Annotated in this window: 24 protein-coding genes; 8 read left to right on the top strand and 16 right to left on the bottom strand. The window is 59.1% G+C overall.

Translation table 11 applies throughout. From position 1 onward, the window contains the following. The 3 genes from AB4O11_RS26570 to AB4O11_RS26560 all read right to left on the bottom strand — a co-directional run bounded on the left by AB4O11_RS26570 (position 1) and on the right by AB4O11_RS26560 (position 2,703). Entirely contained in the window at positions 1–204 is a 204-nt protein-coding gene (locus AB4O11_RS26570) for a hypothetical protein (RefSeq protein ID WP_414926386.1), read from the bottom strand. Between the two features lie 394 nt (positions 205–598). After that, complete coding sequence (locus AB4O11_RS26565; RefSeq protein ID WP_460129316.1) at positions 599–2,032, bottom strand: heavy metal sensor histidine kinase; 1,434 nt, start codon at positions 2,030–2,032, stop codon at positions 599–601. Continuing rightward, positions 2,029–2,703 (bottom strand): heavy metal response regulator transcription factor, encoded by a 675-nt coding sequence (locus tag AB4O11_RS26560; protein ID WP_095048087.1) that lies wholly within the window; start codon positions 2,701–2,703, stop codon positions 2,029–2,031. The genes AB4O11_RS26565 and AB4O11_RS26560 overlap by 4 nt, the downstream gene beginning before the upstream one ends. A gap of 534 nt (positions 2,704–3,237) precedes the next feature. Between AB4O11_RS26560 and AB4O11_RS26555 the strand changes: the two genes are divergently transcribed. The 8 genes from AB4O11_RS26555 (at position 3,238) to AB4O11_RS26520 (ending at position 11,574) form a co-directional block, all read left to right on the top strand. Further along, the gene (locus AB4O11_RS26555) at positions 3,238–4,485 is read left to right on the top strand and encodes a TolC family protein (RefSeq protein WP_460129313.1); all 1,248 of its coding nucleotides are present in this window, start codon (positions 3,238–3,240) and stop codon (positions 4,483–4,485) included. Positions 4,486–4,534: 49 nt separating this feature from the next. Further along, the gene (locus AB4O11_RS26550; RefSeq protein WP_460129311.1) at positions 4,535–5,722 is read left to right on the top strand and encodes an efflux RND transporter periplasmic adaptor subunit; all 1,188 of its coding nucleotides are present in this window, start codon (positions 4,535–4,537) and stop codon (positions 5,720–5,722) included. 15 nt (positions 5,723–5,737) lie between these two features. Then, the gene (locus AB4O11_RS26545; RefSeq protein WP_460129309.1) at positions 5,738–8,887 is read left to right on the top strand and encodes a CusA/CzcA family heavy metal efflux RND transporter; all 3,150 of its coding nucleotides are present in this window, start codon (positions 5,738–5,740) and stop codon (positions 8,885–8,887) included. Positions 8,888–9,110: 223 nt separating this feature from the next. Further along, positions 9,111–9,314 carry a co-regulatory protein PtrA N-terminal domain-containing protein gene (locus AB4O11_RS26540; RefSeq protein ID WP_460129307.1) on the top strand — a complete coding sequence of 68 codons (204 nt, stop codon included), beginning with the start codon at positions 9,111–9,113 and terminating at the stop codon, positions 9,312–9,314. 78 nt (positions 9,315–9,392) lie between these two features. Next, positions 9,393–9,725 (top strand): DUF2790 domain-containing protein, encoded by a 333-nt coding sequence (locus AB4O11_RS26535; RefSeq protein ID WP_460129305.1) that lies wholly within the window; start codon positions 9,393–9,395, stop codon positions 9,723–9,725. A gap of 409 nt (positions 9,726–10,134) precedes the next feature. Next, on the top strand, positions 10,135–10,515 hold the full coding sequence (locus tag AB4O11_RS26530) for a DUF6124 family protein (RefSeq protein ID WP_099756649.1): 381 nt from the start codon (positions 10,135–10,137) through the stop codon (positions 10,513–10,515). A 289-nt stretch (positions 10,516–10,804) separates the two neighbouring features. Further along, a complete protein-coding gene (locus tag AB4O11_RS26525; RefSeq protein WP_041073246.1) occupies positions 10,805–11,095 on the top strand; it encodes a type II toxin-antitoxin system TacA family antitoxin in 291 nt (96 codons plus the stop codon). Further along, the gene (locus tag AB4O11_RS26520) at positions 11,053–11,574 is read left to right on the top strand and encodes a hypothetical protein (RefSeq protein WP_093434262.1); all 522 of its coding nucleotides are present in this window, start codon (positions 11,053–11,055) and stop codon (positions 11,572–11,574) included. The genes AB4O11_RS26525 and AB4O11_RS26520 overlap by 43 nt, the downstream gene beginning before the upstream one ends. A 158-nt stretch (positions 11,575–11,732) precedes the next feature. Here AB4O11_RS26520 and AB4O11_RS26515 read toward each other — a convergent pair whose 3' ends face one another. From AB4O11_RS26515 to nuoE, 13 genes are all read right to left on the bottom strand, one after another. After that, on the bottom strand, positions 11,733–13,058 hold the full coding sequence (locus AB4O11_RS26515; protein WP_460129303.1) for an OprD family porin: 1,326 nt from the start codon (positions 13,056–13,058) through the stop codon (positions 11,733–11,735). A gap of 173 nt (positions 13,059–13,231) precedes the next feature. Further along, positions 13,232–13,546, bottom strand: a complete 315-nt coding sequence (locus tag AB4O11_RS26510; RefSeq protein WP_027614657.1) for a helix-turn-helix domain-containing protein — start codon at positions 13,544–13,546, stop codon at positions 13,232–13,234. Continuing rightward, complete coding sequence (locus AB4O11_RS26505) at positions 13,536–13,886, bottom strand: type II toxin-antitoxin system RelE/ParE family toxin (RefSeq protein WP_093434372.1); 351 nt, start codon at positions 13,884–13,886, stop codon at positions 13,536–13,538. Before AB4O11_RS26505 ends, AB4O11_RS26510 begins: the two co-directional genes overlap by 11 nt. 416 nt (positions 13,887–14,302) lie before the next feature. Next, positions 14,303–15,766: an NADH-quinone oxidoreductase subunit NuoN gene (gene nuoN / locus AB4O11_RS26500; protein WP_064117786.1), complete on the bottom strand. Its 1,464-nt coding sequence runs from the start codon at positions 15,764–15,766 to the stop codon at positions 14,303–14,305. Between the two features lie 7 nt (positions 15,767–15,773). After that, positions 15,774–17,306 carry an NADH-quinone oxidoreductase subunit M gene (gene nuoM, locus AB4O11_RS26495; RefSeq protein WP_077573624.1) on the bottom strand — a complete coding sequence of 511 codons (1,533 nt, stop codon included), beginning with the start codon at positions 17,304–17,306 and terminating at the stop codon, positions 15,774–15,776. A gap of 39 nt (positions 17,307–17,345) precedes the next feature. After that, positions 17,346–19,199: an NADH-quinone oxidoreductase subunit L gene (gene nuoL, locus AB4O11_RS26490; RefSeq protein ID WP_007920175.1), complete on the bottom strand. Its 1,854-nt coding sequence runs from the start codon at positions 19,197–19,199 to the stop codon at positions 17,346–17,348. Then, complete coding sequence (gene nuoK / locus AB4O11_RS26485; protein ID WP_003223790.1) at positions 19,196–19,504, bottom strand: NADH-quinone oxidoreductase subunit NuoK; 309 nt, start codon at positions 19,502–19,504, stop codon at positions 19,196–19,198. The genes nuoL and nuoK overlap by 4 nt, the downstream gene beginning before the upstream one ends. A gap of 3 nt (positions 19,505–19,507) precedes the next feature. Further along, positions 19,508–20,008, bottom strand: a complete 501-nt coding sequence (gene nuoJ, locus AB4O11_RS26480; RefSeq protein ID WP_007920176.1) for an NADH-quinone oxidoreductase subunit J — start codon at positions 20,006–20,008, stop codon at positions 19,508–19,510. Between the two features lie 9 nt (positions 20,009–20,017). Continuing rightward, positions 20,018–20,566, bottom strand: a complete 549-nt coding sequence (nuoI, locus tag AB4O11_RS26475; RefSeq protein ID WP_007920177.1) for an NADH-quinone oxidoreductase subunit NuoI — start codon at positions 20,564–20,566, stop codon at positions 20,018–20,020. A gap of 11 nt (positions 20,567–20,577) precedes the next feature. Beyond that, complete coding sequence (gene nuoH, locus AB4O11_RS26470; protein ID WP_007920179.1) at positions 20,578–21,585, bottom strand: NADH-quinone oxidoreductase subunit NuoH; 1,008 nt, start codon at positions 21,583–21,585, stop codon at positions 20,578–20,580. Further along, a complete protein-coding gene (gene nuoG / locus AB4O11_RS26465) occupies positions 21,582–24,296 on the bottom strand; it encodes an NADH-quinone oxidoreductase subunit NuoG (RefSeq protein WP_414926393.1) in 2,715 nt (904 codons plus the stop codon). The genes nuoH and nuoG overlap by 4 nt, the downstream gene beginning before the upstream one ends. Before the next feature lie 136 nt (positions 24,297–24,432). Beyond that, positions 24,433–25,788 carry an NADH-quinone oxidoreductase subunit NuoF gene (nuoF, locus tag AB4O11_RS26460; RefSeq protein ID WP_007920184.1) on the bottom strand — a complete coding sequence of 452 codons (1,356 nt, stop codon included), beginning with the start codon at positions 25,786–25,788 and terminating at the stop codon, positions 24,433–24,435. Next, positions 25,785–26,282 carry an NADH-quinone oxidoreductase subunit NuoE gene (gene nuoE / locus AB4O11_RS26455; protein WP_007920186.1) on the bottom strand — a complete coding sequence of 166 codons (498 nt, stop codon included), beginning with the start codon at positions 26,280–26,282 and terminating at the stop codon, positions 25,785–25,787. Before nuoE ends, nuoF begins: the two co-directional genes overlap by 4 nt. Between the last annotated feature and the right edge of the window lie 2 nt (positions 26,283–26,284).

Genomic DNA, 26,284 nt, shown 5'->3' with positions numbered 1-26,284 from the left:
TCATGCTTGAGTTTCTTCAAAGGCATCAAGCATGGCATCAGGCAATGACGAATCGAAATCATCAGGCAGCACCAACTTGCCTTTCATAGCGCCAATTCGTGGTGTGCCGGTTTTTCCTGTGTGAGCGAGAAGGCGCTGCGCCCGACCTTGGACTGCCAGAGTCTCGATTTCTGCAACCAACTCACAAAACATGTCTCTGCTCATAGTGCCCCCCATCGTTCTTCTACCTGCAAAGACCTTCACCATAGAACTACCCACTCAAGGCTGGCTGTAGGACGAAGCGGATGTTAGGGCGGGAGCTTTCGGAGTTTGTGCAGAGACGAGAGCGTATCGGTAAGAAATCGTACAAAACTCGCGATTCCCATTCTGACATTCAACATGGATATCGCCTGATCCGACGCTTTCGCGAGCAAGCTTGCTCCCACAGGTTTCGGCGGCGTCCACTTATTTTGTGAATGACTACTGTCTCTGTGGGAGCGAGCTTGCTCGCGAAGGCTGAGTATCAGGCAGTGCAGATGTTGAAGGACCCACCGCCATCGCGAACAGGCGAAGGCCTACAGGTTTTAGCGGTGTCCACAAAACCTGAGTACCCCGCAAATCACTGTGGGAGCTTGCCTGCAAGCGAAGGGGCCATTGGCGGCACCGCCGGAAACCCAAGCCTGAACACGGTCATCGCCCCCGGCAAGCTCTTAACCTCCGCCACACCCTGATGCAGGCTCATGATCGAGCGCACGATCGCCAGGCCCAATCCGGTGCTGCCCTGCGAGCGTGAGCGACTGCTGTCGACGCGGTAGAAGCGGTCGAACAGATGTGGCAGGTGTTGCGCCTCAATCCCGGCGCCGGGGTTGCTGACCAACAGGGAGGCCTGAGTTGCACCTTGTTCGATCAGCAACGTCACGGTTTTCCCGGCAGGACAGTGGCGCAGCGCATTCGACAATAGATTGGAAATCGCCCGCTGAATCATCAGCCGATCGCCCATCACCGTCGCACTGCCAACGACATTCAAATGAATGTTCTTATCCTGCGCCGACAACGAAAACATCTCCGCGACCTTCGCCACTTCAACCTCCAGCGCCACCGCTTCAAACGGTGCCAGCGCCGACGGGTGACTGACCTGCGCGAGAAACAACATGTCCGAGACAATCCGCGCCACACGCTCCAGTTCCTCGGTGCACGACACCAGCACGTCCTTGTATTCCTCGGTCGTGCGCTCGCGGGACAAGGTCACCTGCGCCTTGCCCATCAGGTTATTGATCGGGGTGCGCAACTCATGCGCCAGATCATCGGAGAATTGCGACAACTGCTGCACCCCGGCATCGAGCCGATGCAGCATGAAATTGATGCCTTGTGCCAGTTCACTCAGCTCCTGCGGCATGTTCACCACGGACAGCCGGTGTTCCAGATCCTGGGTCGAAACCATCGCTGCGACTTTGCGAAACTCGCGCAGCGGCGCCAACCCGCGTTGCACCGCGCCCCACGCGGTCAGGCCGATAAACACCAGCAACAACGGCAAGGCAATCAGCGTCGAGCGTAGATAGGCGCTGAGGAGGGCCTCATCGTGGGCGTTATCCACTGACAGCAGCACCGGCACGCTGCTGCTGTCCTTGAGGCGAATCAGTTTCGAGGCGGTGAGGAATTTCTTGCCTTCCGCGTCGGTGCTGTCGCTGTAAGTCAGTTGATCGGTGGTGGCGCGCACCGCTTTCAATTCGACGCGCGGATCGCTCAATCCCGAGCCGGATTTGAGCAGCGGCGAGCGCCGATTGAGGCGGTCATAAATGGTCAGCGTGAGGTTGTCATGCCCCATCACCTGATCGAGCAGAATATGCGGCTTGCCGGTGATTTCATTGGCATCGACGTACAACGACAAGCTGTGTTCGACCTGCGCCATCTTCTTTTCCAGGCTGTCTCTGGCAAGCGAATTCAGCTCATGGGTCAACGCGAAATAGGCGAGGATCGCCAGAAACACCACCAGCAGCGCACCGAGAATACTCACCGTCAAACCGAGGCGCATCGACAGGCTGGAGGGTTTCATTCCCGCGCCTCCAGCACATAGCCGACACCGCGCAGGGTGTGGATCAACTTGCTGTCGAACGGGTCGTCGATTTTCGCCCGCAAGCGGCGGATCGACACTTCGACCACATTGGTGTCGCAGTCGAAATTCATGTCCCACACCAACGAGATGATTTGTGTGCGCGTCAGCACTTCGCCGGACTGGCGCATCAGCAAATGCAGCAGGGCGAATTCCTTGGTGGTCAGGTCAATACGCTGTTGCCCGCGAAACGCGCGATGGCGGCCCGGATCGAGCTCCAGATCAGCGACTTTCAGCACCTGCGGCACCGGGATATTTTCGCTACGACGCATCAAGGTGCGCACCCGCGCCAGCAGTTCGGGAAACTCGAACGGCTTGACCAGATAATCGTCGGCGCCCAGATCGAGGCCGCGAATCTTGTCGGCCAGACGCCCGCGCGCCGTCAGCATCATCACCCGCGTCGAATGGGTGCGACGCAGTTGTTCCAGCACGCCCCAACCGTCGAGTTCCGGCAGGTTCACGTCGAGAATAATCAGGTCATACGCTTGTTGTTGCGCCAGATGCAGGCCATCGGCACCGGTGGCGGCGTGGTCAACGACATAACCACTTTCGGTCAAACCCTGATGCAAGTATTCGGCAGCTTTAAGCTCGTCCTCGACGACAAGGATTCGCATGATCTTTCACCACTTTTATTTAATGGGTATTTAATTTAAAAGCCCCTCACCCTAACCCTCTCCCAGAGGGAGAGGGGACTGAGCGTGGGATATTTCAGAACTACGCCGACGTGAAAGAACGTTACTGAATCCATAATCAACTTGATGTAACAGGTCGATAAAAAACGCCAGACACTTCGGTCGGCTCCCTCTCCCCCCGGGAGAGGGCTGGGGTGAGGGGAGTGCGGACAATAAAGGTTGTAGCGGCTACAGGGTCAACGCCCAAGTGCTTTAGATCAGTGTTCTGCGACAGTAGGTCGCAGTGCTAACCACCAAATTCTCTTGAGTTTACTTACGGCAAGTGCTGTTCAGCAGATAACTACCGTGTTTTTGTTTCGATGTATTTCGATAACGCTATTTGCACTTCGCATCCTAGAACAAAACAACTTCCCCAAACCGTGGATAACGGATTTGTAATGTTCCAGTCACCTTGTCGATAAGTTCAAAACCCTACCGTGGCGGCATCCGAGATTCTTGAATAAAGGAAGTCCTCCATTGCCCGGTTTAATTAAACTGACGGCGCAATCACGCCTGAAAAAAACCGCCAGCGTCATCTTGTTGCTGGCCTGTACCAGCCTTGCAAACGCAGCGACCCTGACGCTGGATCAAGCCCTGCAAGGCGCCTTCGCCAGCAACCCGGATTTAGCCGCCGCGCAATGGGAAATCGGTATCGCCGAAGGTGACCGCCAACAGGCCGGCCTGATCCCCAACCCCGAAATGTCGTGGGAAGCCGAAGACACTCGGCGCAATTCGCGCACAACCACGGTGATGCTCAGTCAACCGATTGAACTGGGCGGCAAACGCGGCGCACGCATCGATGTCGCCAGCCGTGCGCAAGACGCTGCCAGCATCGAGCTTGCGCGCAAGCGCAATGCCTTGCGTGCCGATGTAATTCAGGCATTCAACAGCGCGCAAACCGCGCAGCAACGCTTGCAGCTGTCGCGCCAGTCGCTGCAACTGGCCGAGCACGGTTTACGCGTGGCGCAGGGGCGCATCGAGGCGGGTAAATCGTCGCCGGTTGAGGGCACGCGGGCGCAAGTGCAGCTCTCGGAAGTGCGCCTGGAGCTGAGCCGCGCCGAACGCGATCAGGCCACCGCGTACCAACAATTGGCGCAAGTCATGGGCGCGGCATTGCCGACGTCGACCAAGGTGCAGGCGCTCACGCAAAGCATGCCGGCCGTTCCACCACCGACAAGATTGCTCGAGCGCTTGAACGAGACCGCCGAACTGCGTCTGGCCAAGTTGCAGATCGACCAGCGCGAAGCGTCGTTGGGCCTGGAAAAGTCCCAGCGCATCCCCGATCTCACCGTCAGTATCGGCAGCCAATACAGCGAAACCGAGCGCGAGCGGGTCAATGTGGTCGGGCTGTCGATGCCGATTCCGCTGTTCAATCGCAATCAAGGCAACGTGCTCGCGGCCGCGCGCCGCACCGATCAGGCGCGGGATCTGCGCAACGCCACCGAGCTGCGTTTGCGCACGGAAATCCAGACCAGCCTTGAGCAATGGCAGACCGCCAACGGCGAAGTCACCGCGTTCAACCAGACCATCCTGCCCGCCGCGCAAAGTGCGGTCGACAGCGCCACCCGTGGTTTCGAAATGGGCAAGTTCGGCTTCCTCGATGTGCTCGATGCGCAACGCACCTTGATCAGCGCTCGTAGCCAGTACATCCAGGCCGTCAGCGAAGCCAGCGACGCCCGCGTACGCATCGAACGGATCTTCGGCGACCTCAGCGTCAGCCGTTGAATTTCACTTTTCAGACAACTGCGCGATGGCTCGGCGCAGAGGAGTTTCCATGGATAAAAAATTGATGGTGGTCGCGGTGGCGACGTTGGCCCTGGGCATTGGTATCGGCTCGCAGTGGGCCGGTAACGCAAGCATCGACGCGCATGCCGACGAGGCTTCCGAACATGCCGATCACGCCGAAGAGGGTGCAGCGGCTGACCATGCCGAAGAGGGACACATCGAATTGAGTGCGGAGCAGATCAGTGCTGCCGGCATCCAATTGGCTGAAGCAAAGGCGCAGAACATCAGTCGTGGCCTGCCGTTCCCCGGCGAAGTGCGCTTCGACGAAGACCGCACCGCCCACATCGTGCCGCGCGTCCCGGGTGTGGTCGAGTCGGTGGCGGTCAACCTCGGGCAAACCGTGAAGAGGGGCCAGTTGCTGGCAGTGATCGCCAGTCAGCAGATCTCCGATCAACGCAGCGAACAGGCGGCCGCGCAACGTCGCCTGACCTTGGCGCGCACCACTTATGAACGCGAGAAAAAGCTCTGGCAGGACAAGATCTCCGCCGAGCAGGATTTCCTCCAGGCGCGCCAAGCGTTGCAAGAAGCTGAAATTACCCTGAGCAATGCGCAGCAGAAGATCAGCGTACTCAGCGGCAGCGTGGTCGCCACTGGCGGCAATCGCTACGAACTGCGCGCGCCGTTCGATGGCGTGGTGGTAGAAAAGCACCTGACGCCGGGCGAGGTGGTCGATGAAAGCACAGCGGCGTTCACCCTCTCGGACTTGTCGCGAGTGTGGGTCACGTTCGGCGTTTCACCGAAGGATCTGAACAAGGTCCAAGTAGGCAAAACGGTCACCGTCAGCGCCCCGGAGCTCAACGCTGAAGTGGTTGGCAGCGTGGCTTACGTCGGCAGTTTGCTCGGCGAACAAACCCGCACCGCGACCGTTCGCGTCACGCTGGAAAATCCGCAAGGCTCGTGGCGCCCCGGTCTGTTCGTCACTGCGCTGGTGGCGACCGACAGCCGCGAAGCGCAAGTCGCCGTACCGGAAACCGCGATCCAGACCGTCGAGGACAAGCCCACGGTATTCGTTCGCACCGACGACGGTTTCGAAGCGCGCGCAGTAGAGCTGGGCAGCCGCGCCGCCGGCCACGTCGAGGTCACCCAAGGCCTGGAGCCAGGCGTGCAAGTCGCCAGCGCCGGCAGCTTCGTCCTCAAATCGGAACTGGGCAAAGCCTCAGCCGAGCACAGTCATTAATTCTGGAAGGTCCTCATGTTCGAACGCCTGATCCAGTTTGCCATCGAGCAGCGCATCATCGTCCTGCTCGCCGTTCTGCTTATGGCCGGCCTCGGCATTGCCAGTTATCAAAAGCTGCCGATCGACGCCGTGCCCGACATCACCAACGTCCAGGTGCAAATCAACACCGGCGCCGCCGGGTTTTCGCCGCTGGAAACCGAGCAGCGCATCACCTTCCCGATTGAAACCGCCATGGCCGGTCTGCCGGCACTCGAACAGACCCGTTCGCTGTCGCGCTCGGGCCTGTCGCAAGTCACGGTGATCTTCAAGGACGGCACCGACCTGTTCTTCGCCCGCCAATTGGTCAACGAGCGTTTGCAGATCGCCAAGGAGCAATTGCCCGAAGGCGCCGAAGCGGTGATGGGGCCGATTTCCACCGGCCTCGGCGAGATCTTTTTATGGACAGTGGAAGCCAAGGAGGACGCACTCAAGGACGACGGCACAGCCTACACGCCGACCGATCTGCGGGTGATTCAGGACTGGATCATCAAACCGCAATTGCGCAACGTACCCGGTGTCGCCGAGATCAACACCATCGGCGGTTTCGCCAAGGAATATCAGATCGCGCCGGACCCGAAACGCCTGGCCGCGTACAAACTGACGCTCACCGATCTGGTCACTGCGCTTGAGCGCAACAACGCCAACGTCGGCGCCGGTTACATCGAGCGCAGCGGCGAGCAATTGCTGATCCGCGCGCCAGGGCAAGTGGCGAGCACCGAGGACATCGCCAACATCGTCATGGCCAATGTCGACGGCACGCCGATCCGGGTGAAGAACGTCGCCACCGTGGAAATCGGTCGCGAGTTGCGCAGCGGTGCGGCCACGGAAAACGGTCGTGAAGTGGTGCTCGGCACGGTGTTCATGTTGATCGGCGAGAACAGTCGCACGGTCTCGCAAGCGGTCGCCAGCAAGCTCGAGCAGATCAACAAATCCTTGCCCCAAGGCGTGATCGCCGTGCCGGTGTACGACCGCACGCACCTGGTCGACAAAGCCATTGCCACGGTGAAAAAGAACCTCATCGAAGGCGCGATTCTGGTCATCGCGATTCTGTTTCTGTTCCTCGGCAACATCCGCGCGGCACTGATTACCGCGATGGTGATTCCGCTGTCGATGCTGTTCACCTTCACCGGCATGTTCAGCAACAAGGTCAGCGCCAACCTGATGAGCCTCGGCGCGCTGGACTTCGGCATTATCGTCGACGGCGCGGTGGTGATTGTCGAAAACACCCTGCGTCGGTTGGCCCATGCGCAGCAGCATCACGGACGTTTGTTGACCCGCGCCGAACGCTTCAAAGAAGTCTTTGCCGCAGCGAAAGAGGCGCGGCGACCGCTGATTTTCGGCCAGTTGATCATCATGGTCGTGTACCTGCCGATCTTCGCGTTGAGCGGCGTCGAAGGGAAAATGTTTCACCCGATGGCGTTCACCGTGGTCATCGCTTTGCTTGGCGCGATGCTGTTGTCGGTGACCTTCGTGCCAGCGGCAATAGCGCTGTTCGTGACAGGTAAGGTCAAGGAAGAAGAGGGCGCAGTAATGCGCGGCGCGCGTCGTGTGTATGCGCCGGCGCTGGCGTGGGTGATGTCGCATCGCGCCGTTGCTGTTGGCGCGGCCCTGGGCGTAATTGTGCTTAGCGGCGTGCTCACCAGCCGCATGGGCAGCGAATTTGTGCCGAGCCTCAGCGAAGGTGATTTTGCTTTGCAAGCGTTGCGTGTACCGGGCACCAGCCTGACGCAATCGGTGGATATGCAGCAGCGGTTGGAGACGTTGATTCTGGCGAAGGTGCCGGAAGTCGAGCGCGTGTTTGCCCGCACAGGCACCGCCGAAATCGCCTCGGATCCGATGCCGCCGAATATCTCGGACAGCTATGTGATGCTCAAACCGAAAAAGCAATGGCCGGATCCGGACAAGTCCCGCGAAACCCTGATGGCCGAGTTGCAGGCTGCCGCCGCGACGTTGCCGGGTAGCAACTATGAACTGTCGCAGCCGATTCAATTGCGCTTCAACGAACTGATTTCCGGCGTGCGTAGCGATGTCGCGGTGAAGGTGTTTGGCGATGACATGGACGTGCTCAATGCCACGGCGGCGAAGATTGCTGCGGCGATGCAGAAGGTCAACGGCGCATCCGAGGTCAAGGTTGAGCAGACTACCGGGTTGCCGGTGCTGACCATCAACATTGATCGCGATAAAGCCGCGCGCTACGGACTCAACGTGGGTGATGTGCAGGACACCATCGCCGTCGCGGTGGGCGGGCGTCAGGCCGGGACGTTGTATGAGGGTGATCGGCGTTTCGACATGGTTGTGCGTTTGTCCGATGCCATGCGCAAGGACATCGACGGACTGTCGGCGCTGCTGATTCCGGTGCCCGCGCTGAGCGGCGCTGCGAATCAGATCGGCTTCATCGCGCTGCAAGACGTCGCCAGCCTCGACCTGGTGCTCGGGCCGAATCAGGTCAGCCGCGAGAACGGCAAGCGACTGGTGATCGTCAGCGCCAACGTGCGTGGGCGTGATATCGGTTCGTTTGTCAGCGAGGCCGGTGAGGTGATCGAGCGTGATGTGCAAGTCCCGGCCGGTTACTGGACCAGTTGGGGCGGGCAGTTCGAGCAACTGCAATCGGCGGCCAAGCGCTTGCAGATTGTGGTGCCGGTGGCGTTGCTGTTGGTGTTCGGGTTGTTGTTCATGATGTTCAACAACCTGAAGGATGGCTTGCTGGTGTTTACCGGGATTCCGTTTGCGCTGACCGGTGGGGTCATGGCGCTGTGGTTGCGCGATATTCCGTTGTCGATTTCGGCGGGTGTCGGGTTTATTGCTTTGTCGGGTGTGGCGGTGTTGAACGGGTTGGTGATGATTGCATTTATTCGTAATTTGCGTGAGGAGGGACGGTCGCTGTCCGATGCCATTAACGAAGGTGCGTTGACGCGTTTGCGGCCGGTGTTGATGACGGCGTTGGTGGCGTCGCTGGGGTTTATTCCGATGGCGCTTGCAACCGGCACCGGTGCGGAGGTGCAGCGACCACTGGCGACCGTGGTGATCGGCGGAATACTGTCCTCCACGATCCTGACGCTGCTGATCTTGCCGGCGCTCTATCAACTCGCCCATCGCCGGGATGAGGACGCTGTTCCATCTAAATAGGTAATCCCCCCTGTAGGAGTGAGCCTGCTCGCGATAGCGGTCTATCAGTCAGATCTAAATTGACTGACCCACCACTATCGCGAGCAGGCTCACTCCTACAGGTTTTGTGTTCGACTTCAGAAGAGCGCCCTGGAGATAACGGATATGTAATGTCCCCGCCACCGTCACGATAGGTTCGGATTGTTACCTTGATCCCGTCAGTTACTTAAACGAGGAATCAAAGATGAAAATCGTACAGATGGGTGCTCTTGTTGTGGCGTTGGCGATCTCTTCCGTGGCCCTGGCCGAAGGCGGTGGCGACCGTACTTTCGAGCGGATGATGACCAGCAACGACCGCTCCATGGAACTGTTCGTCGCCAAGGAAAAAGCCGCCGGCAACCCGGTGGTCGTCACTGACAAGAAAGACGACAAAACCCGCGATCTGTAAGCCTGGTGCACCTGAACAAGCCCGTTATCGCGCATCGATGCCGGGCTTTTTTTACGCCCGGACGGGAAGGAAATGGATATGAAAGTACTCAAGTTGATCGCATTCGCGGCTGTCATGGCGACGTCGGTAAATGTGCTGGCCGAAGGCGGTGGTGACCGCACTTTCGAACGCGCGCTCAGCGCCAACGCCAAAGCCATGGAACAGTACGCCACCAACCAGGGCAAAGCGCCGCCGGTGGTGAAGGATTACGAATACGGAATGAAGCTGGACGTGGTCAAAGTGGTGAGTGTGGTGAAGTCGCAGCCTGCGTGCAAAGTGGTGCCCACCGCGATGACCTACGAGGACTCCAAAGGTCAGATCAATACCATCAAGTACAACGTGATGGGCGTGTGTCGCAACGGCGGGAGCTGAATCCTTTACGGCGAAACGCGGCCCGAGCCTTCGGCAGCTCCTACAGGGGCCGAATTGCAATATCACGCTGCGTATTTCAATTCGTGATGTTTAAATGTTGTGTGTGAAGTGCAGAACCTTCCCACAATGTTTTCAGGTTGTCCGTCGGACGTCAGCTCTCTAGCCTGTGGGGGTCGCTGCCAATTCAGCGATCGGGATTGGAACCCCGCGGATCAACTGAAGCAAGACGCACTGTTCATGACGTATGCTTGCGCACTTTCATGTGTGCACTCCGTTATGGCGGCTGTGCGCGGGAGACTTCGAGTCTGTCGGGTTTGCTCAGTTGCCCGGGTTCCAACCTGCGTACAGCTGCCACCCTTTCGCGTGGAACCGAAAGGGCCAGCTCCACCTTCAAGCTGAGTAAAACATTATGAAAAAGCCAACCCCAAATCCCCCCGAAACAGACGCCATCCCCGACGCCAACTCAACATCGCCTTACGCCTCCGTCGACACCCGAAAACTCCACGAAGCCGCCGACCGCGCCCTCGATTTCTACCTCAAACCCTCAGCCGCCATCATGTCCGCGCCGTACATCCCCAACCAGATGTTCCTGGTCAATCCCAAAGCCGATACCGAATCATTACTGGCCAACGCCAGCGAATCCCTGGCCTCGGCCACGGTGATGCTCGGTGACTTCGCTGCGCTGCTGAACGGCACCCATCGCAAGACTCTGCTCGGCATCGCGCAGGTCGTCATGCTTGGTGAATTAGCGGTGAACAAAGCTCTGGATAACGTGGAGGTCACGACGTAGGCGAAGGTCCTTTGGCGAGGATCTTTTTCTCGCCAGGCCTAAATAAATGACCGTGTATCTGAAAGCTATACGCGTATATGCATTAGCTACACGGTCGGTATAGAATCGACTCCGAAGCCGCTCTCATGGCTTCGTACCTCAAACGTTAGATCTCACGTTAAGAGCATGGCCTAAACCTCTCCGGGCCACTCAAGGAGTCAGAAAATGAAAAGTAAGCAAAAGCTGATGTGCTAACGCCATAAGGAGGCTCCAGTTCCAACATCACCTACCCAGATGGGAAACAGAACAAATGTCCACAACTGAAAGCGTTGAAAAATCCAAACCCGTTCCAATCAACATGAGAGCGGACGAAAAGAAACGTAATCTGATCGATTTGGCAGCCGCCATGTCTGGTCGTGATCGCACAAGTTTTATCCTGGAAGCTGCCTGCCAAAAAGCTGAAGAGGTGATTCTGGATAAACGACTGTTCCTTCTCGACGACAGCGCATTTGACGCATTCGAACAAGCTATTGAAGCCAATCCGGCTCGAGGTAACGAATGCCTGCACCAACTGCTCGCACGTCCAAAACGTTGGAGTTGACCGCCCCCGAGAAGCTCAACGACCTACACGAACTCGATGCTTTCGATTCTGGTGAGGTGACCATTGACCATTACCTGCAAAGGAAGGCGCGAAAAGCCCAATCCACCAAGCAGGCTGTTGTGTACGTCAGTTGCCTCAAAGGCACGTCGAATGTGATGGCCTACTACACGCTCTCCAGCGGATCAGTCGCCCGTGCCAGCGTCATGCCGAAAAGCCGTCAACGCAATTCGCCCAGTGTCCATCCGGTCACTCTATTGGGGCGTATGGGGGTAACGCGCGAAGCTCAGGGCCAAGGTTTCGCTGTCGATTTACTGCAAGATGCGATTGAAAGAGCCCTCAACGCGTCTCAGTCGATCGGATCCAGCGCGATAATTGTTCATCCCTTGAATGATCGGCTGTCGAGCTTTTATATCAAGTACGCAGGTTTCATTCCGTGCCCCGGCATTTCCCCCATTACCCTGATGCTGCCTTTACGCTAAAGCTCGGCTTAATCAGCTACCCGCTAGGTTGTCTTGATAGCGGGTTGATTATGTCGCGACCGCAAAGCAAAAAAAGGCGCCCCGAAGGACGCCAAAAGATTCACCTCTTACCAAAGGAGCAAGGAGCTTCTAAAGGTGAATTTGCATCAGCCGCGCAATCAAAGAATCGCCAGCGGATACTCGACAATCACCCGCACTTCATCCAGATCCGACTCGAACGCCGTGGCGCGGGTTGTGGCTTGGCGCAAGCGCAGTGACAGATCTTTCATCGAACCGCTTTGCACCACGTATTTGACTTCGATATCACGCTCCCAACGTTTCTGATCGGTCAGCGGATTGCCCTCGGCATCGCGACGCATGTACACCGCGTTGGCATTGGAATAGTCCGCGTCGGTGCCGCGTGCGTAACGGGTCATGAACGACAGACCCGGTACGCCATAGGTGCTCATGTCGAGGTCATAGCGCACCATCCACGAACGTTCTTTCGGCGAGTTGAAGTCGCTGTACTGGATCGAGTTGTCGAGGAAGATCGAGTCGGACTGGCGCAGGTAGTCGAAGTCGTCATTACCGTTGTTGCGCTGGTGGGAGAGGGCGACAGAGTGGGCACCAAGCTTGACGCCAACGCGGCCGCTCCAGATGTTGTTGTCGAATTCGCCGAGCAGTTGTTTGCCCTCGTCGACGGCCTTGTAATAGTTCAGGCCACCGAACAGCGACAGGTCATCCGAGAGCGGATAAGTCCAGGCAGTGCCGGCGTAGTACTGATTCCACGCATCCTTGAGACGGCTGGAATACAGACTGAAACTGAGATTCTTGTTCAGCGCATAATCGCCGCCACCATAAGCGATCCACGGCGAATTGACCGGACCTGCATAGAAGGTCGCGAAGTTCTCACGCATGTTGCTGGACACCGGTTGGCTCATCGCATGCAACCGGCCACCCTGCACCGAGAAACCGTCGATGCTGGTGTTGGTCGCCGTCACCCCGCGAAAGCTCTCCGGCAGCAAGCGCGAGTCACCGGCCGCGACCATCGGGTTGGCCGGGAACACATCCCCCACCCTGACCACCGTATCGAACGCCCGGATTTTCGCGGCGCCGCCGACCTTGGTGTATTCGTCCCGCGCTTCGCCGTCACTGTTGACCGGCAACACATCAAACGAACTGCGCCCACCGTTGCGTCCGTCACCGGTATCGAGTTTCAGACCAATCATCGCAAATGCATCGACCCCGACCCCGACGGTGCCTTGGGTGAAACCGGATTCGAACTTGCTGATCACCGCATGCGACCAGGCTTCTGAATAGCCGTTGCCGGTCGGGCTGGACTGACCATTGCGATGATCACGATTGAAGTAGAAGTTACGGTTGAGCACCGTCAGGCTGCTGCCTTCGACAAAGCCTTCAGGCTTGTCTTCAGCAAACACCGTGGACGGCCCGGCGCCGACCACCACTGCTAGAGCGGCCATCGATATTTTCGAATTGTTAACCATCAAACACTCCTTGGGTTCGGCAGAACGGGAACGTGCTTCGGCGTGGGTTTTATTGTTCGGCGGGGCAGGGCCCGCCGGCATGGTCGCCGGGTGACATCGTTGCAAGCTGCGGATAACGCCAAGGTGATGAGGGAATTACAATTTCGTCATGTGGCTGGAATTAGAACCCAGTGTCAGGTCAGGGCTGCGAGTTGTTCGATTGTCTGTGGAAAACGCTCGACCAGACGGATCAGGGTTGTGGCCTGAGCATTGGGCGTTGCTCGTCCTTGCTCCCAGTTTTCGAGCGTTCGCGTGTTGGTGCGTAGATACATCGCGAATACTGACCGGGAAAGATTAAGTTGCTGACGGATGGCTATCACTTCTTCAGCAGTGATCGGCATCAGTTTTGGCAGTTGAACTTTGTGGGTACGCAAGGTGATTTTGCCTTGGCGTTCATCTGCCAGTGCTTCCAGTCCATCCATCAGTTCGGAAAAAATGTCACGTTTCATAGTGGGTTCTCGCGTTGAGTTCTCTATCCAGCGTTTTTCTGAAAAGTTTTTTCTGGGCAGGCGTCAAATCGTCCTGCTCGTTTTTGTTGTAGACGGTAAAGAGCCAGAACTGATCGAAGCCTGACCACCAGTAATAAATCACTCGTAATCCGCTGCGCTTACCTTTCCCTCTTCGTTGGTCGCCAAAGCGAATTTTACGAAGCCCGCCTGTGTCCTCGATGAGATCGCCCGCTTCCGGATTTTTCAGCAACTCCAGTTGAAAGCTGCGAAACAGATCGTCATCCAGATAGTCGTCTCGGTGCTTCTGAAATACAGGCAATTCGATAAATAGAGCATCCATGTTCTGTACGCTACCTACGTATAGTGTTGTCTCGATAATCGAATCGGTCAAGGCCTCCTGGCCTTGCTTTTCGTCCCTTTTTCAACGGTAGACGCCGCTCGTAAAAACACCTGTAGGACGAATCGCCGCGTGTGGTGAGAACGTTCGATTGATCTATGAAGACGCTTCGCAGCTGCCGAGTCGGAACAGTCCCGCAAGCAGTGCCCAACGCCGAATGGTGATAGCGGCGGGGTGTCAGGCGAAGAAGAGGTTGAATGTGCCGACGCCTTCGCGAGCAGGCTCGCTCCCACAGTGATCCAGGGTGGTTACAGACTTTGTGAACACCATCGAAACCTGTGGGAGCCGGGCTTGCCCGCAAAAATAAAAACGGCACCCGAAGGTGCCGTTTCTATTTGTAGCTAAAAGCGACGGAGCAATCAGCCCGCCAGACCCGCCTGCTGAACCAGAGTCAGCAATGGCTGCGGGTACACACCCAGGAAGAATGCGACCAGGGCGATAGCCAGCAGCATCACGCCGCCTGCCTTCTGTTCCCAGTGCAGTTGGGCGTCGTGGCGACGCAGGTTTGGCTCTATCAGGTACAGGGTGACCATCACGCGCAGGTAGTAGAAGACGCCGATGGCGCTGCCCAGTACCAAGGAGCCGACCAGCCACCATTGGTGCGATTCAACACCGGTAGCGATGATGTAGAACTTGCCGATGAAGCCAGCAGTCAGCGGGATACCCGCCAGCGACAGCATCATCACGGTCAGGACGGCAGTCAGGTACGGACGGCGCCAGAACAGGCCGCGGTATTCGTACAAGGCGTCCGCGTCACGGCCGTTGTACGGCGAGGACATCAGGGTGATCACGCCGAAGGCGCCGAGGCTGGTGATCACATAAGTCACCAGGTACACGCCGATGGCTTCCACCGCCAGACCCTTGCTTGCCACCAGTGCGATCAGCAGGTAGCCGAAGTGCGCGATGGACGAGTAACCGAGCAGACGCTTGAGGTTGCTCTGGGTCAGGGCCAACAGGTTACCGAACAGGATCGAGGCGATGGCGATGACGGTCAGCACGTCGCTCAGGACGCCGCTGCTGGCAGCAGGGGAGATCTGGAACAGACGCACCATCACCGCAAACACCGCAACCTTCGACGCAGTGGCGAGGAACGCCGCCACCGGTGCCGGAGCACCTTCGTAGACGTCCGGCGTCCACAGGTGGAACGGCACCAGCGACAGTTTGAACGCCAGGCCGATCAGCATCATGCCCAGGCCCAGTTGTGCCAGCGAGCTAGGCAGGCCAGTCGCAGCCAGAGCCTGACCGATGCCAACGAAGCTCAGCGAACCCGAGTCTGCGTACAGCAGCGCCATACCGAACAAGAGGAACGCGGAACCGGCAGCCGACAGCACCATGTATTTGATGCCGGCTTCCAGCGAACGCTTGTTGAAGAAGGCGTAAGCCACCAGACCGTAAACCGGTACCGAGAGCAGTTCCAGACCGATGAACAAGCCGGCCAGGTGCTGCGCGCTGACCAGAACCAGACCACCGGCAGCGGCCATCAGGATCAGCAGGTACAGTTCTTCACGGTTGCCCGGGTAACCCGTACCGCCATCACCCAGGTAGGCGTGGGCGAGGGTGACGCAGGCGAGGGTGGCGACCAGGATCAGCGCCATGTACAGACAGGCAAACGAGTCGATCTGCAGCAGTGGAGTCACGGCCAGAGGCGCGACTTTCAGGGCTGGCAGGATCGACAGCAAGGCCAGGTTCAGACCGGCGACCGAGATCAGAAAGGTCTGCGAGTGGTTGCGGCGCCAGGCGATTGCCAGCATCACCACGATAATGGTGAGGCTGGTGATCAACAGTGGCGCAAGCGCAATAAAGTGTTGAATCGTGAATTCCATAGCGCTCTTACCGGGCCGAAGCGAGTTGAGTGAAGGCGGTGCCGAGCCACTGCTGCACGCCATGCATCGTGGCGGCAGAGGTGTCGAGGAACGGTTGCGGGTAGACGCCGAGGTAAACCAGCAGCACCGCAAGGCCCAGCACCATGATCAGTTCGCGAGCGTCCATACCGTGCAGGATCGAATCCGATTTCGACGGACCGAAGTAGGCACGGTGGATCATGATCAGCGAGTAGACCGAACCGAACACCAGACCGGAAGTGGCAATCGCGGTGATCCATGGAGCGCTGGCGAAAGTGCCGATCAGGATCAGGAATTCACCGACAAAGTTACCGGTACCCGGCAGGCCCAAGGAGGCGGCCGCAAAGAACAGGCTGATCGCCGGCAGGTAAGCGATACGCGACCACAGACCGCCCATCTCACGCATGTCACGAGTGTGCAGACGCTCGTACAACTGACCGCTGAGGATAAACAGTGCCGCCGCCGACACACCGTGCGCGAGCATCTGGATCACTGCACCTTGCAGGGCCAGTTGGCTGCCGGAGTAGATGCCGATCAACACGAAACCCATGTGGGAAACGGAAGAGAAGGCGATCAGACGCTTGATGTCGGTTTGCGCGAAAGCGAGGAACGCACCGTAGAAGATCCCGACCAGACCGAGGGTCATGGCGATCGGCGCAAACTCGGCCGAAGCGTTCGGGAACAGCGGCAGGGCGAAACGCAGCAGACCGTAAGCAGCGGTTTTCAGCAGGATACCGGCGAGGTCGACGGAACCGGCAGTCGGCGCCTGGGCGTGGGCATCAGGCAACCACGAGTGGAACGGTACGACGGGCAGCTTGACCGCGAAGGCGATGAAGAAGCCGAGCATCAGGATGTACTCGGTGGTCATCGACATCTTGGTTTTCAACAGGTCGGCGTAGTTGAAAGTAATCACGCCGGTGTTGTTGAAGTTGACCAGTACCAGACCGAGGATCGCCACCAGCATGATCAGGCCGGAAGCCTGAGTGAAGATGAAGAACTTGGTCGCTGCGTAGATCCGGGTTTTCTTGCCGTCCGAAGAACTGTGACCCCAGAGCGCGATGAGGAAGTACATCGGCACCAGCATCATTTCCCAGAAGAAGAAGAACATGAACAGGTCGAGGGCGAGGAACACGCCGACAACGCCGCCCAAGATCCACATCAGGTTCAAGTGGAAGAAGCCAACGTGACGTTGAATCTCTTTCCACGAGCAGAGTACCGAGAGGATACCCAGCAGACCGGTCAGCAGGATCATCAACAGCGACAGGCCGTCGAGGGCCAGGTGCACGTTGATGCCGAAGCGCTGGATCCAGACATGCTTGAACTCAAGCGCCCAGGTCGGATCGGCGCCAGGCGCCGGCGCAAATGAATAGTCACCGTGGGCCCACAGCCAGAGGCCGAGGGCGAGTTCCAGGGTCATGGTCAACAGCGCAATCCAGCGGGGCAGGGTAGCGCCGAAGCGCTCACCCATCCAGCACAGCAGGCCGCCGATGAAGGGGATCAGGATTAGCCAAGGCAGAATCATGACGGGCTCGTTTCCTTTCGCAAATTCGCAAGGTTCATATCAGACCGCTACCAGCACGATGGCGCCAATGACCAGCACGGCACCAGCAGCCATCGAAGCAGCGTACCAACGCAGTTGACCGGTCTCAGTGCGGCTCAGGGCAGTGTGACCACCCTTGGCCATACGCGGGATCAGACCGATGGTCTGGTCGAGCGGGTCTTTGCGCAGTACGTGGCTGATCGCCAGGTAAGGCTTGACGAACAGTTTGTCGTAGATCCAGTCGAAGCCCCAGGCAGCGAACCACCAGGCCGAAAGGAAACGGCCGATGCCGCTATTGGCGATGGCCGTGACGAAGCGACGCTTGCCGAGGAACAGCAGCGCTGCCAGCAGGATACCGGCCAGGGCAATGGCGCCCGAAGCGATTTCCAGACTGTGCTTGGCTTCGCCACCGGCATGGCCAACGCTTTCCGGCAGTACGCCGTGCAGCGGTGGCACGATCATGGCGCCGACGAAAGTCGACAGCACGATCAGCACCGACAGTGGCAGCCAGTGCGAGATGCCGTGACCAGCGTGGGCTTCGGTCTTGGCTTCACCGTGGAACGTGATGAAGATCAGGCGGAAGGTGTACAGCGACGTCATGAACGCGCCGACCAGACCTGCGTAGAGCAGACCGTGGTTGCCGCTGGCGAACGCTTCCCAAAGAATTTCGTCCTTGGAGTAGAAGCCTGCGGTGACCAGTGGCAGAGCGGCCAGGGCGGCACCACCAACGATGAAGCTGGCATAGGCCAGTGGCAGTTTTTTCCACAGACCGCCCATCTTGAAGATGTTCTGCTCGTGGTGGCAGGCAACGATCACCGCACCGGAAGCAAGGAACAGCAGGGCCTTGAAGAAGGCGTGGGTCATCAGGTGGAAAATCGCGCCATCCCATGCACCAACGCCCAGCGCCAGGAACATGTAGCCGATCTGGCTCATGGTCGAGTAGGCGAGGATACGTTTGATGTCGGTCTGTACCAGTGCGGCGAAGCCTGCGAGAACCAGGGTCACACCACCAACGATACCGACCAGGTGGAGGATTTCCGGCGCCAGGGTGAACAGACCGTGGGTACGGGCGATCAGGTAGACACCGGCGGTCACCATGGTCGCGGCGTGGATCAGTGCCGAAACCGGAGTAGGGCCAGCCATCGCGTCCGCGAGCCAGGTTTGCAACGGCAGTTGTGCCGATTTACCGACTGCGCCACCCAGCAGCATCAGGGTTGCCAGGGTGATCCAGAAGTCGCCGACCTGGAATTTCTGCGGTGCCAGCACCAGCAGTTCCTGGATGTTCAGCGTGCCCACTTGCTGGAACAGGATGAACAGGCCGATGGCCATGAACACGTCGCCGATCCGGGTCACGATGAAGGCCTTGAGCGCGGCGTTACCGTTGTTGCGGTTGCTGTAGTAGAAACCGATCAACAGGTACGAGCACAGGCCTACGCCTTCCCAACCGAAGTACAGGAACAACAGGTTATCGCCGAGCACCAGGAACAGCATGCTGGCGATAAACAGGTTGGTGTACGAGAAGAAGCGCGAGTAACCCGCTTCACCGCGCATGTACCAGGATGCGAACAGGTGGATCAGGAAACCTACACCGACAACCACGCCGAGCATGGTGATCGACAGGCCGTCAACGTAGAGGGCGAAGTCAGGCTTGAAGCCTTCGACCGCCATCCACTTCCACAGCACCAGGGTGTAGTGACCGCCTTCGGGTGGTGCGACGTTGAATTGCCAGATGACGTAGGCGGCGACAATCGCCGACAAGCCAATGGAACCCACGCCGATCAGCGCCGAGAGGTTTTCCGACCAGCGTCCACGGGAGAACGACAGGAGCAGGAAACCGATCAGAGGGAATACGAAAGTCAGAAAGATAAGATTCATCCGCGCATCTCACTGGCAGCGTCGATATCGAGCGTGTGGAAGCGGCGATACAGTTGCAGCAGGATCGCCAGACCAATACTGGCCTCGGCGGCTGCAAGGCTGATCACCAGGATGAACATGATCTGTCCATCCGGCTGGCCCCAACGGGCGCCTGCAACGATGAACGCCAGTGCAGAGGCGTTCATCATTACTTCCAGACTCATCAACACGAACAAAATGTTGCGGCGGACCATCAGGCCGACCAGACCAAGGCAGAACAGGATGCCGGCAACGGCCAATCCATGTTCGAGAGGGATAGCAGGCATGTCTTACTCCTTCGCCTCGTTACGGCCCAAATGGAACGCCGTGACGGCTGCAGCGAGCAGCAGCATCGAGGCGAGTTCGACCACCAGCAGATACGGACCGAACAGGCTGATGCCCACGGCTTTCGCGTCTACGGTGGTGTGGCCGATGGCCTGGCCGCTCTGGTGAGCGAACAGCACATACAGCAGTTCGGCCAGCAGCAAGGCGGCGAGAATCACCGGACCGGCCCAGATGCCGGGCTTGAGCCAGACGCGTTCTTGCTGAACCGAGGCCGGGCCGAGGTTCAGCATCATCACCACGAACACGAACAGCACCATGATGGCGCCGGCGTAGGCGATCACTTCCAGCACGCCGGCGAACGGTGCGCCGAGTGCGAAGAAGGTCATGGCCACGGCGATCAACGAGATGATCAGGTAGAGCAGGGCGTGCACAGGGTTGGTGTTGGTGACTACGCGAAGCGTGGACACAACAGCGATACCCGATGCGAAATAGAAAGCGAATTCCATCGTTCTTCCTTAAGGCAGCAAGCTCTTCACGTTGATCGGTTCGGCTTCGTTCTGCGCGGAGCCTTTCGGCTTGCCAGCAATTGCCATACCTGCAACACGATAGAAGTTGTAATCAGGGTTTTTGCCGGGGCCGGAGATCAACAGATCTTCTTTCTCGTACACCAGGTCCTGACGTTTGAACTCGGCCATCTCGAAATCCGGCGTCAGCTGGATCGCGGTGGTCGGACAGGCTTCCTCGCAGAGACCGCAGAAAATGCAGCGCGAGAAGTTGATACGGAAGAAGTCCGGGTACCAGCGACCGTCTTCGGTTTCCGCTTTCTGCAGCGAGATGCAACCCACCGGGCAAGCCACAGCGCAGAGGTTGCAGGCAACGCAACGCTCTTCGCCATCGGGGTCGCGGGTCAGGACGATGCGACCACGGTAGCGTGGTGGCAGGTAGACCGCTTCTTCCGGGTATTGCAGGGTGTCGCGTTTGCGAAAGCCATGGCCGAAGACCATGACCAGGCTGCGCAACTGGGTACCAGTACCCTTAACGATGTCGCCAATATATTTGAACATGGGTCAAATCCTCACTGAACCGCGACTGCAGGCGTGTTCCACAACACGACCGCAGCGGTCACCAGCAAATTGATCAGGGTCAGTGGCAGGCAGAATTTCCAGCTGAAATCCATCACCTGGTCATAACGCGGACGCGGAATGGAAGCGCGCAGCAGGATGAACAGCATGATGAAGAACGCGGTCTTCAGTGCGAACCAGACGAACGCCAGTTGCGGCAAGATGCCGAACGGACCGTGCCAGCCACCGAAGAACAGGGTGACCAGCAGCGCCGAGATCAGGATGATGCCGATGTATTCACCGACGAAGAACATGCCCCATTTCATACCGGCGTATTCAATGTGGTAACCGTCGGCCAGTTCCTGTTCCGCTTCCGGCTGGTCGAACGGGTGACGGTGAGTCACGGCGACGCCAGCGATGAAGAAGGTACAGAAGCCGAAGAACTGCGGAATGATGAACCACAGGTTCTGCGCCTGGTACTCGACGATGTCGCGCATGTTGAACGAGCCGACCTGGACCACGATGCCCATCAGGGCCAGGCCCATGAACACTTCGTAGGACACGGTCTGCGCCGATGCACGCAAGCTGCCGAGCAGGGCGAACTTGTTGTTACTCGACCAGCCGGCGAACAACACCGCGTAGACCGACAGACCGGCCATGGCGAAGAAGAACAGCAGGCCGATGTTCAGATCCGCGACGCCCCAGGTCGGGGTGATCGGAATGATCGCGAAGGCGATCAGCAGGGCCGACATGGCCACCACCGGTGCCAGGGTGAAAATCACCTTGTCGGCAAACGGCGGGGTCCAGTCTTCCTTGAAGAACATCTTCAGCATGTCGGCGGCGATCTGGAACATACCGAAGGGGCCAACGCGGTTCGGACCGTAACGGTCCTGCCACCAGCCCAGCAGGCGACGTTCGACAAAGCTGAGCAACGCGCCTGCGACCACCACGGCCAGCAGAATCACGATGGCTTTGACGACCGAGAGGATCACATCGATCACTTCAGGGGTGAACCAGGTCATTGCGCTGCCTCCTGCAGACCGTCGACGGATACGCCGGCGAATGCCGGTGGAATGCCGGCGATACCCGCAGGCAATGCCACCAGACCGGCGCCCAGTTCTTCATTGATGCGCAGCGGCAGACGCAGGGTCTGGCCGGCCACGTTCAGGCTCAGCAGGGCACCGTCGTTGACGCCCAGACGATCCGCTTCGGACTTGGCCAGTGCCACGTATGGAGCTGGAATGCGCTCTTGCACCGGGGCGGCTTTCGAAGAGTTTTCTTCGCTGCCGAACAGGTGGAAGAACGGCACGGCTTGCCAGGTACCCGGCGCCGGGTTGAACGCACGTGGCGCTGCAGCGAACCAGTTCAGCGAATCACCGGTGCTTTCGATCAGGCGGGTGCCCGGGTCGCCAGCGCGAATGTGACCACCGACTTCGTCCTGGAACTTGTTCCACGCTTGTGGCGAGTTCCAGCCCGGCGACCAGGCAAACGGCACCTGCTGACGCGGTTCGGCAGAGCCCGAGTAACCTTCCATGGAGAAGGCGAACGCGGTGTCTTTGTCTTGCGGGGTGCGTGGTTCGTGAACGCTGATGTCGGCGCGCATCGCGGTGCGACCGGAGTAACGCAGCGGCTCACGCGCCAGTTTCAGACCCTTGATGCGGAACGCGGCGGACGGTGCAGCGTCGACGATACGCGCCAGTTGCTCGGTGCTTGAAGCAACGGCAGCGGTGACGTGGTCGAGTTGCGTCCAGTCGATCGGCTGGTTCAGCAGGGTCGCGCGCAGGGCGTGCAGCCAGCGCCAGCCTTCGTGAACCAGGATGCTCGCGTCCATGTATTGCGGGTCGAAAACCTGGAAGAAGCGCTGGGCGCGACCTTCCTGGCTGACCAAAGTACCGTCGCCTTCAGCGAAGCTTGCGGCTGGCAGAACCAGGTGCGCGCGGTCGCTGGTAGCAGTTTTCTGATGGTCAGCAACGATCACCACTTGCGCAGCGTTCAGTGCAGCATCGACTTTGTCTTTGGCGGTGCGGGTGTATAGATCGTTTTCCAGCACAACGATCGCGTCAGCCTTGCCATCGATGACAGCTTGCAGCGCCGCGTCGACCGATTCGCCACCGAGCATGGCCAGACCAAGGCTGTTGGCTTCCGGGACGATCAGGCTGATCGAACCGTTCTTCTCGCGCAACTTCAGTGCTTTGGCGATGTTGGCGGCGGCTTCGATCAAGGCTTTGGAGCCCAGCGAAGTACCGGCGATGATCAGCGGACGTTTGGCAGCGAGCAGGGCGTCGGCGATGCGCTTGGCCAGTTCCAGTGCTTCAGCGTCCAGACCTTCAACGGCCGGCGCGCTGGCATCCAGAGCGTGAGCCACGGCGAAACCGATGCGTGCCAGATCATCCGGAGCGGCGTGTACGCATTCTTCAGCAACGTCGTCGAGCTTGGTTTCCGCCAGGCTGGCGATGAACAGCGGGTTCAGCGCGTGCTGACCGATGTTCTTCACCGCCGCGTCGAGCCAAGGCTGAACGCGCATGGCTTCGGCCATGTCTTCAGCTTTGCCTTTGACCGATTGACGCAGCGACAACGCCACACGGGCGGCGGTCTGGGTCAGGTCTTCACCGAGCACGAAAATCGCGTCGTGGTCTTCGATGTCACGCATGTTCGGCACAGGCAGCGGGCTGTCTTTCAGCACTTGCAGGACCAGACGGATGCGCTCCAGTTCGGACGCTTCGATACCCGAGTAGAAGTGCTCGGCGCCGACCAGTTCGCGCAACGCATAGTTGCTTTCAAGGCTGGCACGCGGCGAACCGATACCGACGATGTTGCGCCCGCGCAGCAGGTCAGCGGCTTTATCCAGTGCAGCATCCAGACCGAGCTTGGTGCCGTCGGCCAGCAGTGGCTGACGTGGACGGTCGGTGCGGTTGACGTAGCCATAACCGAAACGGCCACGGTCGCACAGGAAGTACTGGTTCACCGAACCGTTGAAACGGTTTTCGATGCGACGCAGTTCGCCGTAACGCTCGCCCGGGGAGATGTTGCAACCGCTCGAGCAGCCATGGCAGATGCTCGGTGCGAATTGCATGTCCCACTTGCGGTTGTAGCGCTCGGAGTGAGTCTTGTCGGTGAACACACCGGTCGGGCAGACCTCGGTGAGGTTGCCGGAGAACTCGCTTTCGAGGGTGCCGTCTTCAACGCGACCGAAGTACACGTTGTCATGGGCGCCGAATACACCGAGGTCGGTGCCGCCAGCGTAATCCTTGTAGAAACGCACGCAGCGGTAGCAAGCGATGCAGCGGTTCATTTCGTGGGAAATGAACGGGCCCAGTTGCTGGTTCTGGTGGGTGCGTTTGGTGAAGCGATAACGGCGCTCGTTGTGGCCGGTCATCACCGTCATGTCTTGCAGGTGGCAGTGACCGCCTTCTTCGCACACAGGGCAGTCGTGCGGGTGGTTGGTCATCAGCCATTCAACAACACTGGCGCGGAACGCCTTGGATTCTTCATCGTCGATGGAGATCCAGGTGTTGTCGGTGGCCGGGGTCATGCAGGACATGACGATGCGACCACGGGTGTCGTTCTCGTCGGTGTACTGCTTGACCGCGCACTGGCGGCAAGCCCCGACGCTACCAAGCGCGGGGTGCCAGCAGAAATAAGGGATGTCGAGGCCCAGCGACAGACATGCCTGTAACAGGTTGTCTGCCCCGTCGACTTCGAGCGCTTTGCCGTCTACGTGGATAGTGGCCATGGTTCAAAGGTCTTCGTTGGCCCGGTGTCAGCGGGCGTGGCTAATGGAATCTTGTTATTCGTCCGAATCCAGTCAGCCCCGAAAGGCGTCATCGGACGAAAGGCGAAGGGCACGGACCCTTCGCCTTTTTAAACGTTTACGCGCCGATTACGATCGGCCTTGCCAGAGGCGGGACGGCGGCGCTGACTGGCGCGATACCGGCTTCGAACTCTGGACGGAAGTATTTGATGGCACTGCCCAACGGTTCCACGGCACCCGGTGCGTGAGCACAGAAGGTCTTGCCCGGGCCGAGGAAGTTGACCAGACCCAGCAGGGTCTCGATGTCGCCTGGCTGACCGCGACCTTGTTCGATGGCCATCAAGAGCTTGACGCTCCATGGCAGACCATCGCGGCACGGGGTGCAGAAACCGCACGACTCGCGAGCGAAGAACTGCTCCATGTTGCGCAGCAAGGAGACCATGTTGACGCTGTCGTCCACCGCCATGGCCAGGCCGGTACCCATACGGGTGCCCACTTTGGCGATGCCGCCGGCGTACATCTGTGCGTCGAGATGTTCTGGCAGGAGGAAACCGGTACCGGCGCCACCTGGCTGCCAGGCCTTGAGCTTGAAGCCGTCGCGCATGCCGCCGGCGTAGTCTTCGAACAACTCGCGACCGGTGACGCCGAAAGGCAGCTCCCACAGCCCCGGGTTTTTCACTTTGCCGGAGAAGCCCATGAGCTTGGTGCCCATGTCTTCGCTGCCTTCGCGCGCCAACGATTTGTACCAGTCAACGCCGTCGGCAATGATCGCCGGCACGTTGCACAGGGTTTCGACGTTGTTCACGCAGGTCGGCTTGCCCCACACGCCGACAGCGGCAGGGAAGGGCGGCTTGGAGCGCGGGTTGGCGCGGCGGCCTTCGAGGGAGTTGATCAGCGCGGTTTCTTCACCGCAGATGTAACGCCCGGCGCCGGTGTGGACGAACAGCTCGAAATCGAAGCCGCTGCCGAGAATGTTTTTACCCAGCAGGCCAGCAGCCTTGGCTTCTTCCACGGCACGGTTGAGGTGCTTGGCGGCGGTGGTGTATTCGCCGCGCAGGAAGATGTAGCCACGGTAGGTTTTCAGTGCGCGGGCACTGATCAGCATGCCTTCGATCAGCAGATGGGGCAGTTGCTCCATCAGCATGCGGTCTTTCCAGGTGTTCGGCTCCATTTCATCCGCGTTGCACAGCAGGTAACGGATGTTGATGGATTCGTCTTTGGGCATCAGGCCCCACTTCACGCCCGTGGGGAAGCCTGCACCGCCGCGACCTTTGAGGCCGGCGTCTTTCACGGTCTGGACAATGGCGTCCTGATCCATGTCGGCGAAGGCTTTGCGCGCAGCGGCGTAACCGTTCTTGGCCTGGTATTCGTCGAGCCACACGGCTTCGCCGTCGTCACGCAGACGCCAGGTCAGCGGGTGAGTCTCGGCCGAACGCTGAATGCGGTTGGCAGGACCGAAAGATGTCAGGGTCATACGTAGCCCTCGAGCAGTTTGGCGACGCCAGCAGGCTGCACATCACCAAAGGTGTCGTCGTCGATCATCAGCGCCGGTGCCTTGTCGCAGTTGCCGAGGCAGCAGACAGGCAGCAGGGTGAAACGACCGTCGGTGGTGGTCTGACCCAGGCCGATGCCCAGATTGTTCTGGATTTCGCTGACCACCGACTCGTGGCCACCGATGTAGCAGACCATGCTGTCGCAGACGCGAATGATGTGACGGCCAACCGGCTGACGGAAAATCTGGCTGTAGAACGTCGCCACACCTTCAACGTCGCTGGCCGGGATGCCGAGGATCTCGCCGATCGCGTACAAGGCGCCATCCGGCACCCAGCCGCGTTCTTTCTGAACGATCTTCAGGGCTTCGATCGACGCCGCGCGCGGGTCTTCGTAGTGATGCAGCTCGTGCTCGATGGCCGAGCGCTCGGTTTCACTGAGGGTGAAACGGTCTGTCTGGATAAGCGTGCTGTTCATGC

This window comes from Pseudomonas sp. H1_D05 (assembly GCF_054682705.1).
The sequence above is the reverse complement of the archived record's forward strand: the minus strand, read 5'-3'. Positions and strand labels throughout refer to the sequence as shown.

Excerpts from the sequence above, each read along its gene's own strand:
- nuoF (WP_007920184.1), bottom strand. The coding sequence starts at position 25,788 with ATGACCCTGACATCTTTCGGTCCTGCCAACCGCATTCAGCGTTCGGCC.
- nuoK (WP_003223790.1), bottom strand. The coding sequence starts at position 19,504 with ATGCCTGCTATCCCTCTCGAACATGGATTGGCCGTTGCCGGCATCCTG.
- nuoG (WP_414926393.1), bottom strand. The coding sequence starts at position 24,296 with ATGGCCACTATCCACGTAGACGGCAAAGCGCTCGAAGTCGACGGGGCA.
- AB4O11_RS26545 (WP_460129309.1), top strand. The coding sequence starts at position 5,738 with ATGTTCGAACGCCTGATCCAGTTTGCCATCGAGCAGCGCATCATCGTC.
- nuoJ (WP_007920176.1), bottom strand. The coding sequence starts at position 20,008 with ATGGAATTCGCTTTCTATTTCGCATCGGGTATCGCTGTTGTGTCCACG.
- nuoH (WP_007920179.1), bottom strand. The coding sequence starts at position 21,585 with ATGACCTGGTTCACCCCTGAAGTGATCGATGTGATCCTCTCGGTCGTC.
- AB4O11_RS26520 (WP_093434262.1), top strand. The coding sequence starts at position 11,053 with ATGCCTGCACCAACTGCTCGCACGTCCAAAACGTTGGAGTTGACCGCC.
- AB4O11_RS26560 (WP_095048087.1), bottom strand. The coding sequence starts at position 2,703 with ATGCGAATCCTTGTCGTCGAGGACGAGCTTAAAGCTGCCGAATACTTG.
- nuoM (WP_077573624.1), bottom strand. The coding sequence starts at position 17,306 with ATGATTCTGCCTTGGCTAATCCTGATCCCCTTCATCGGCGGCCTGCTG.
- AB4O11_RS26510 (WP_027614657.1), bottom strand. The coding sequence starts at position 13,546 with ATGAAACGTGACATTTTTTCCGAACTGATGGATGGACTGGAAGCACTG.
- AB4O11_RS26570 (WP_414926386.1), bottom strand. The coding sequence starts at position 204 with ATGAGCAGAGACATGTTTTGTGAGTTGGTTGCAGAAATCGAGACTCTG.
- AB4O11_RS26535 (WP_460129305.1), top strand. The coding sequence starts at position 9,393 with ATGAAAGTACTCAAGTTGATCGCATTCGCGGCTGTCATGGCGACGTCG.
- AB4O11_RS26565 (WP_460129316.1), bottom strand. The coding sequence starts at position 2,032 with ATGAAACCCTCCAGCCTGTCGATGCGCCTCGGTTTGACGGTGAGTATT.
- AB4O11_RS26540 (WP_460129307.1), top strand. The coding sequence starts at position 9,111 with ATGAAAATCGTACAGATGGGTGCTCTTGTTGTGGCGTTGGCGATCTCT.
- nuoE (WP_007920186.1), bottom strand. The coding sequence starts at position 26,282 with ATGAACAGCACGCTTATCCAGACAGACCGTTTCACCCTCAGTGAAACC.
- AB4O11_RS26530 (WP_099756649.1), top strand. The coding sequence starts at position 10,135 with ATGAAAAAGCCAACCCCAAATCCCCCCGAAACAGACGCCATCCCCGAC.
- AB4O11_RS26550 (WP_460129311.1), top strand. The coding sequence starts at position 4,535 with ATGGATAAAAAATTGATGGTGGTCGCGGTGGCGACGTTGGCCCTGGGC.
- nuoI (WP_007920177.1), bottom strand. The coding sequence starts at position 20,566 with ATGTTCAAATATATTGGCGACATCGTTAAGGGTACTGGTACCCAGTTG.
- AB4O11_RS26525 (WP_041073246.1), top strand. The coding sequence starts at position 10,805 with ATGTCCACAACTGAAAGCGTTGAAAAATCCAAACCCGTTCCAATCAAC.
- AB4O11_RS26505 (WP_093434372.1), bottom strand. The coding sequence starts at position 13,886 with ATGGATGCTCTATTTATCGAATTGCCTGTATTTCAGAAGCACCGAGAC.
- nuoN (WP_064117786.1), bottom strand. The coding sequence starts at position 15,766 with ATGGAATTCACGATTCAACACTTTATTGCGCTTGCGCCACTGTTGATC.
- AB4O11_RS26515 (WP_460129303.1), bottom strand. The coding sequence starts at position 13,058 with ATGGTTAACAATTCGAAAATATCGATGGCCGCTCTAGCAGTGGTGGTC.
- nuoL (WP_007920175.1), bottom strand. The coding sequence starts at position 19,199 with ATGAATCTTATCTTTCTGACTTTCGTATTCCCTCTGATCGGTTTCCTG.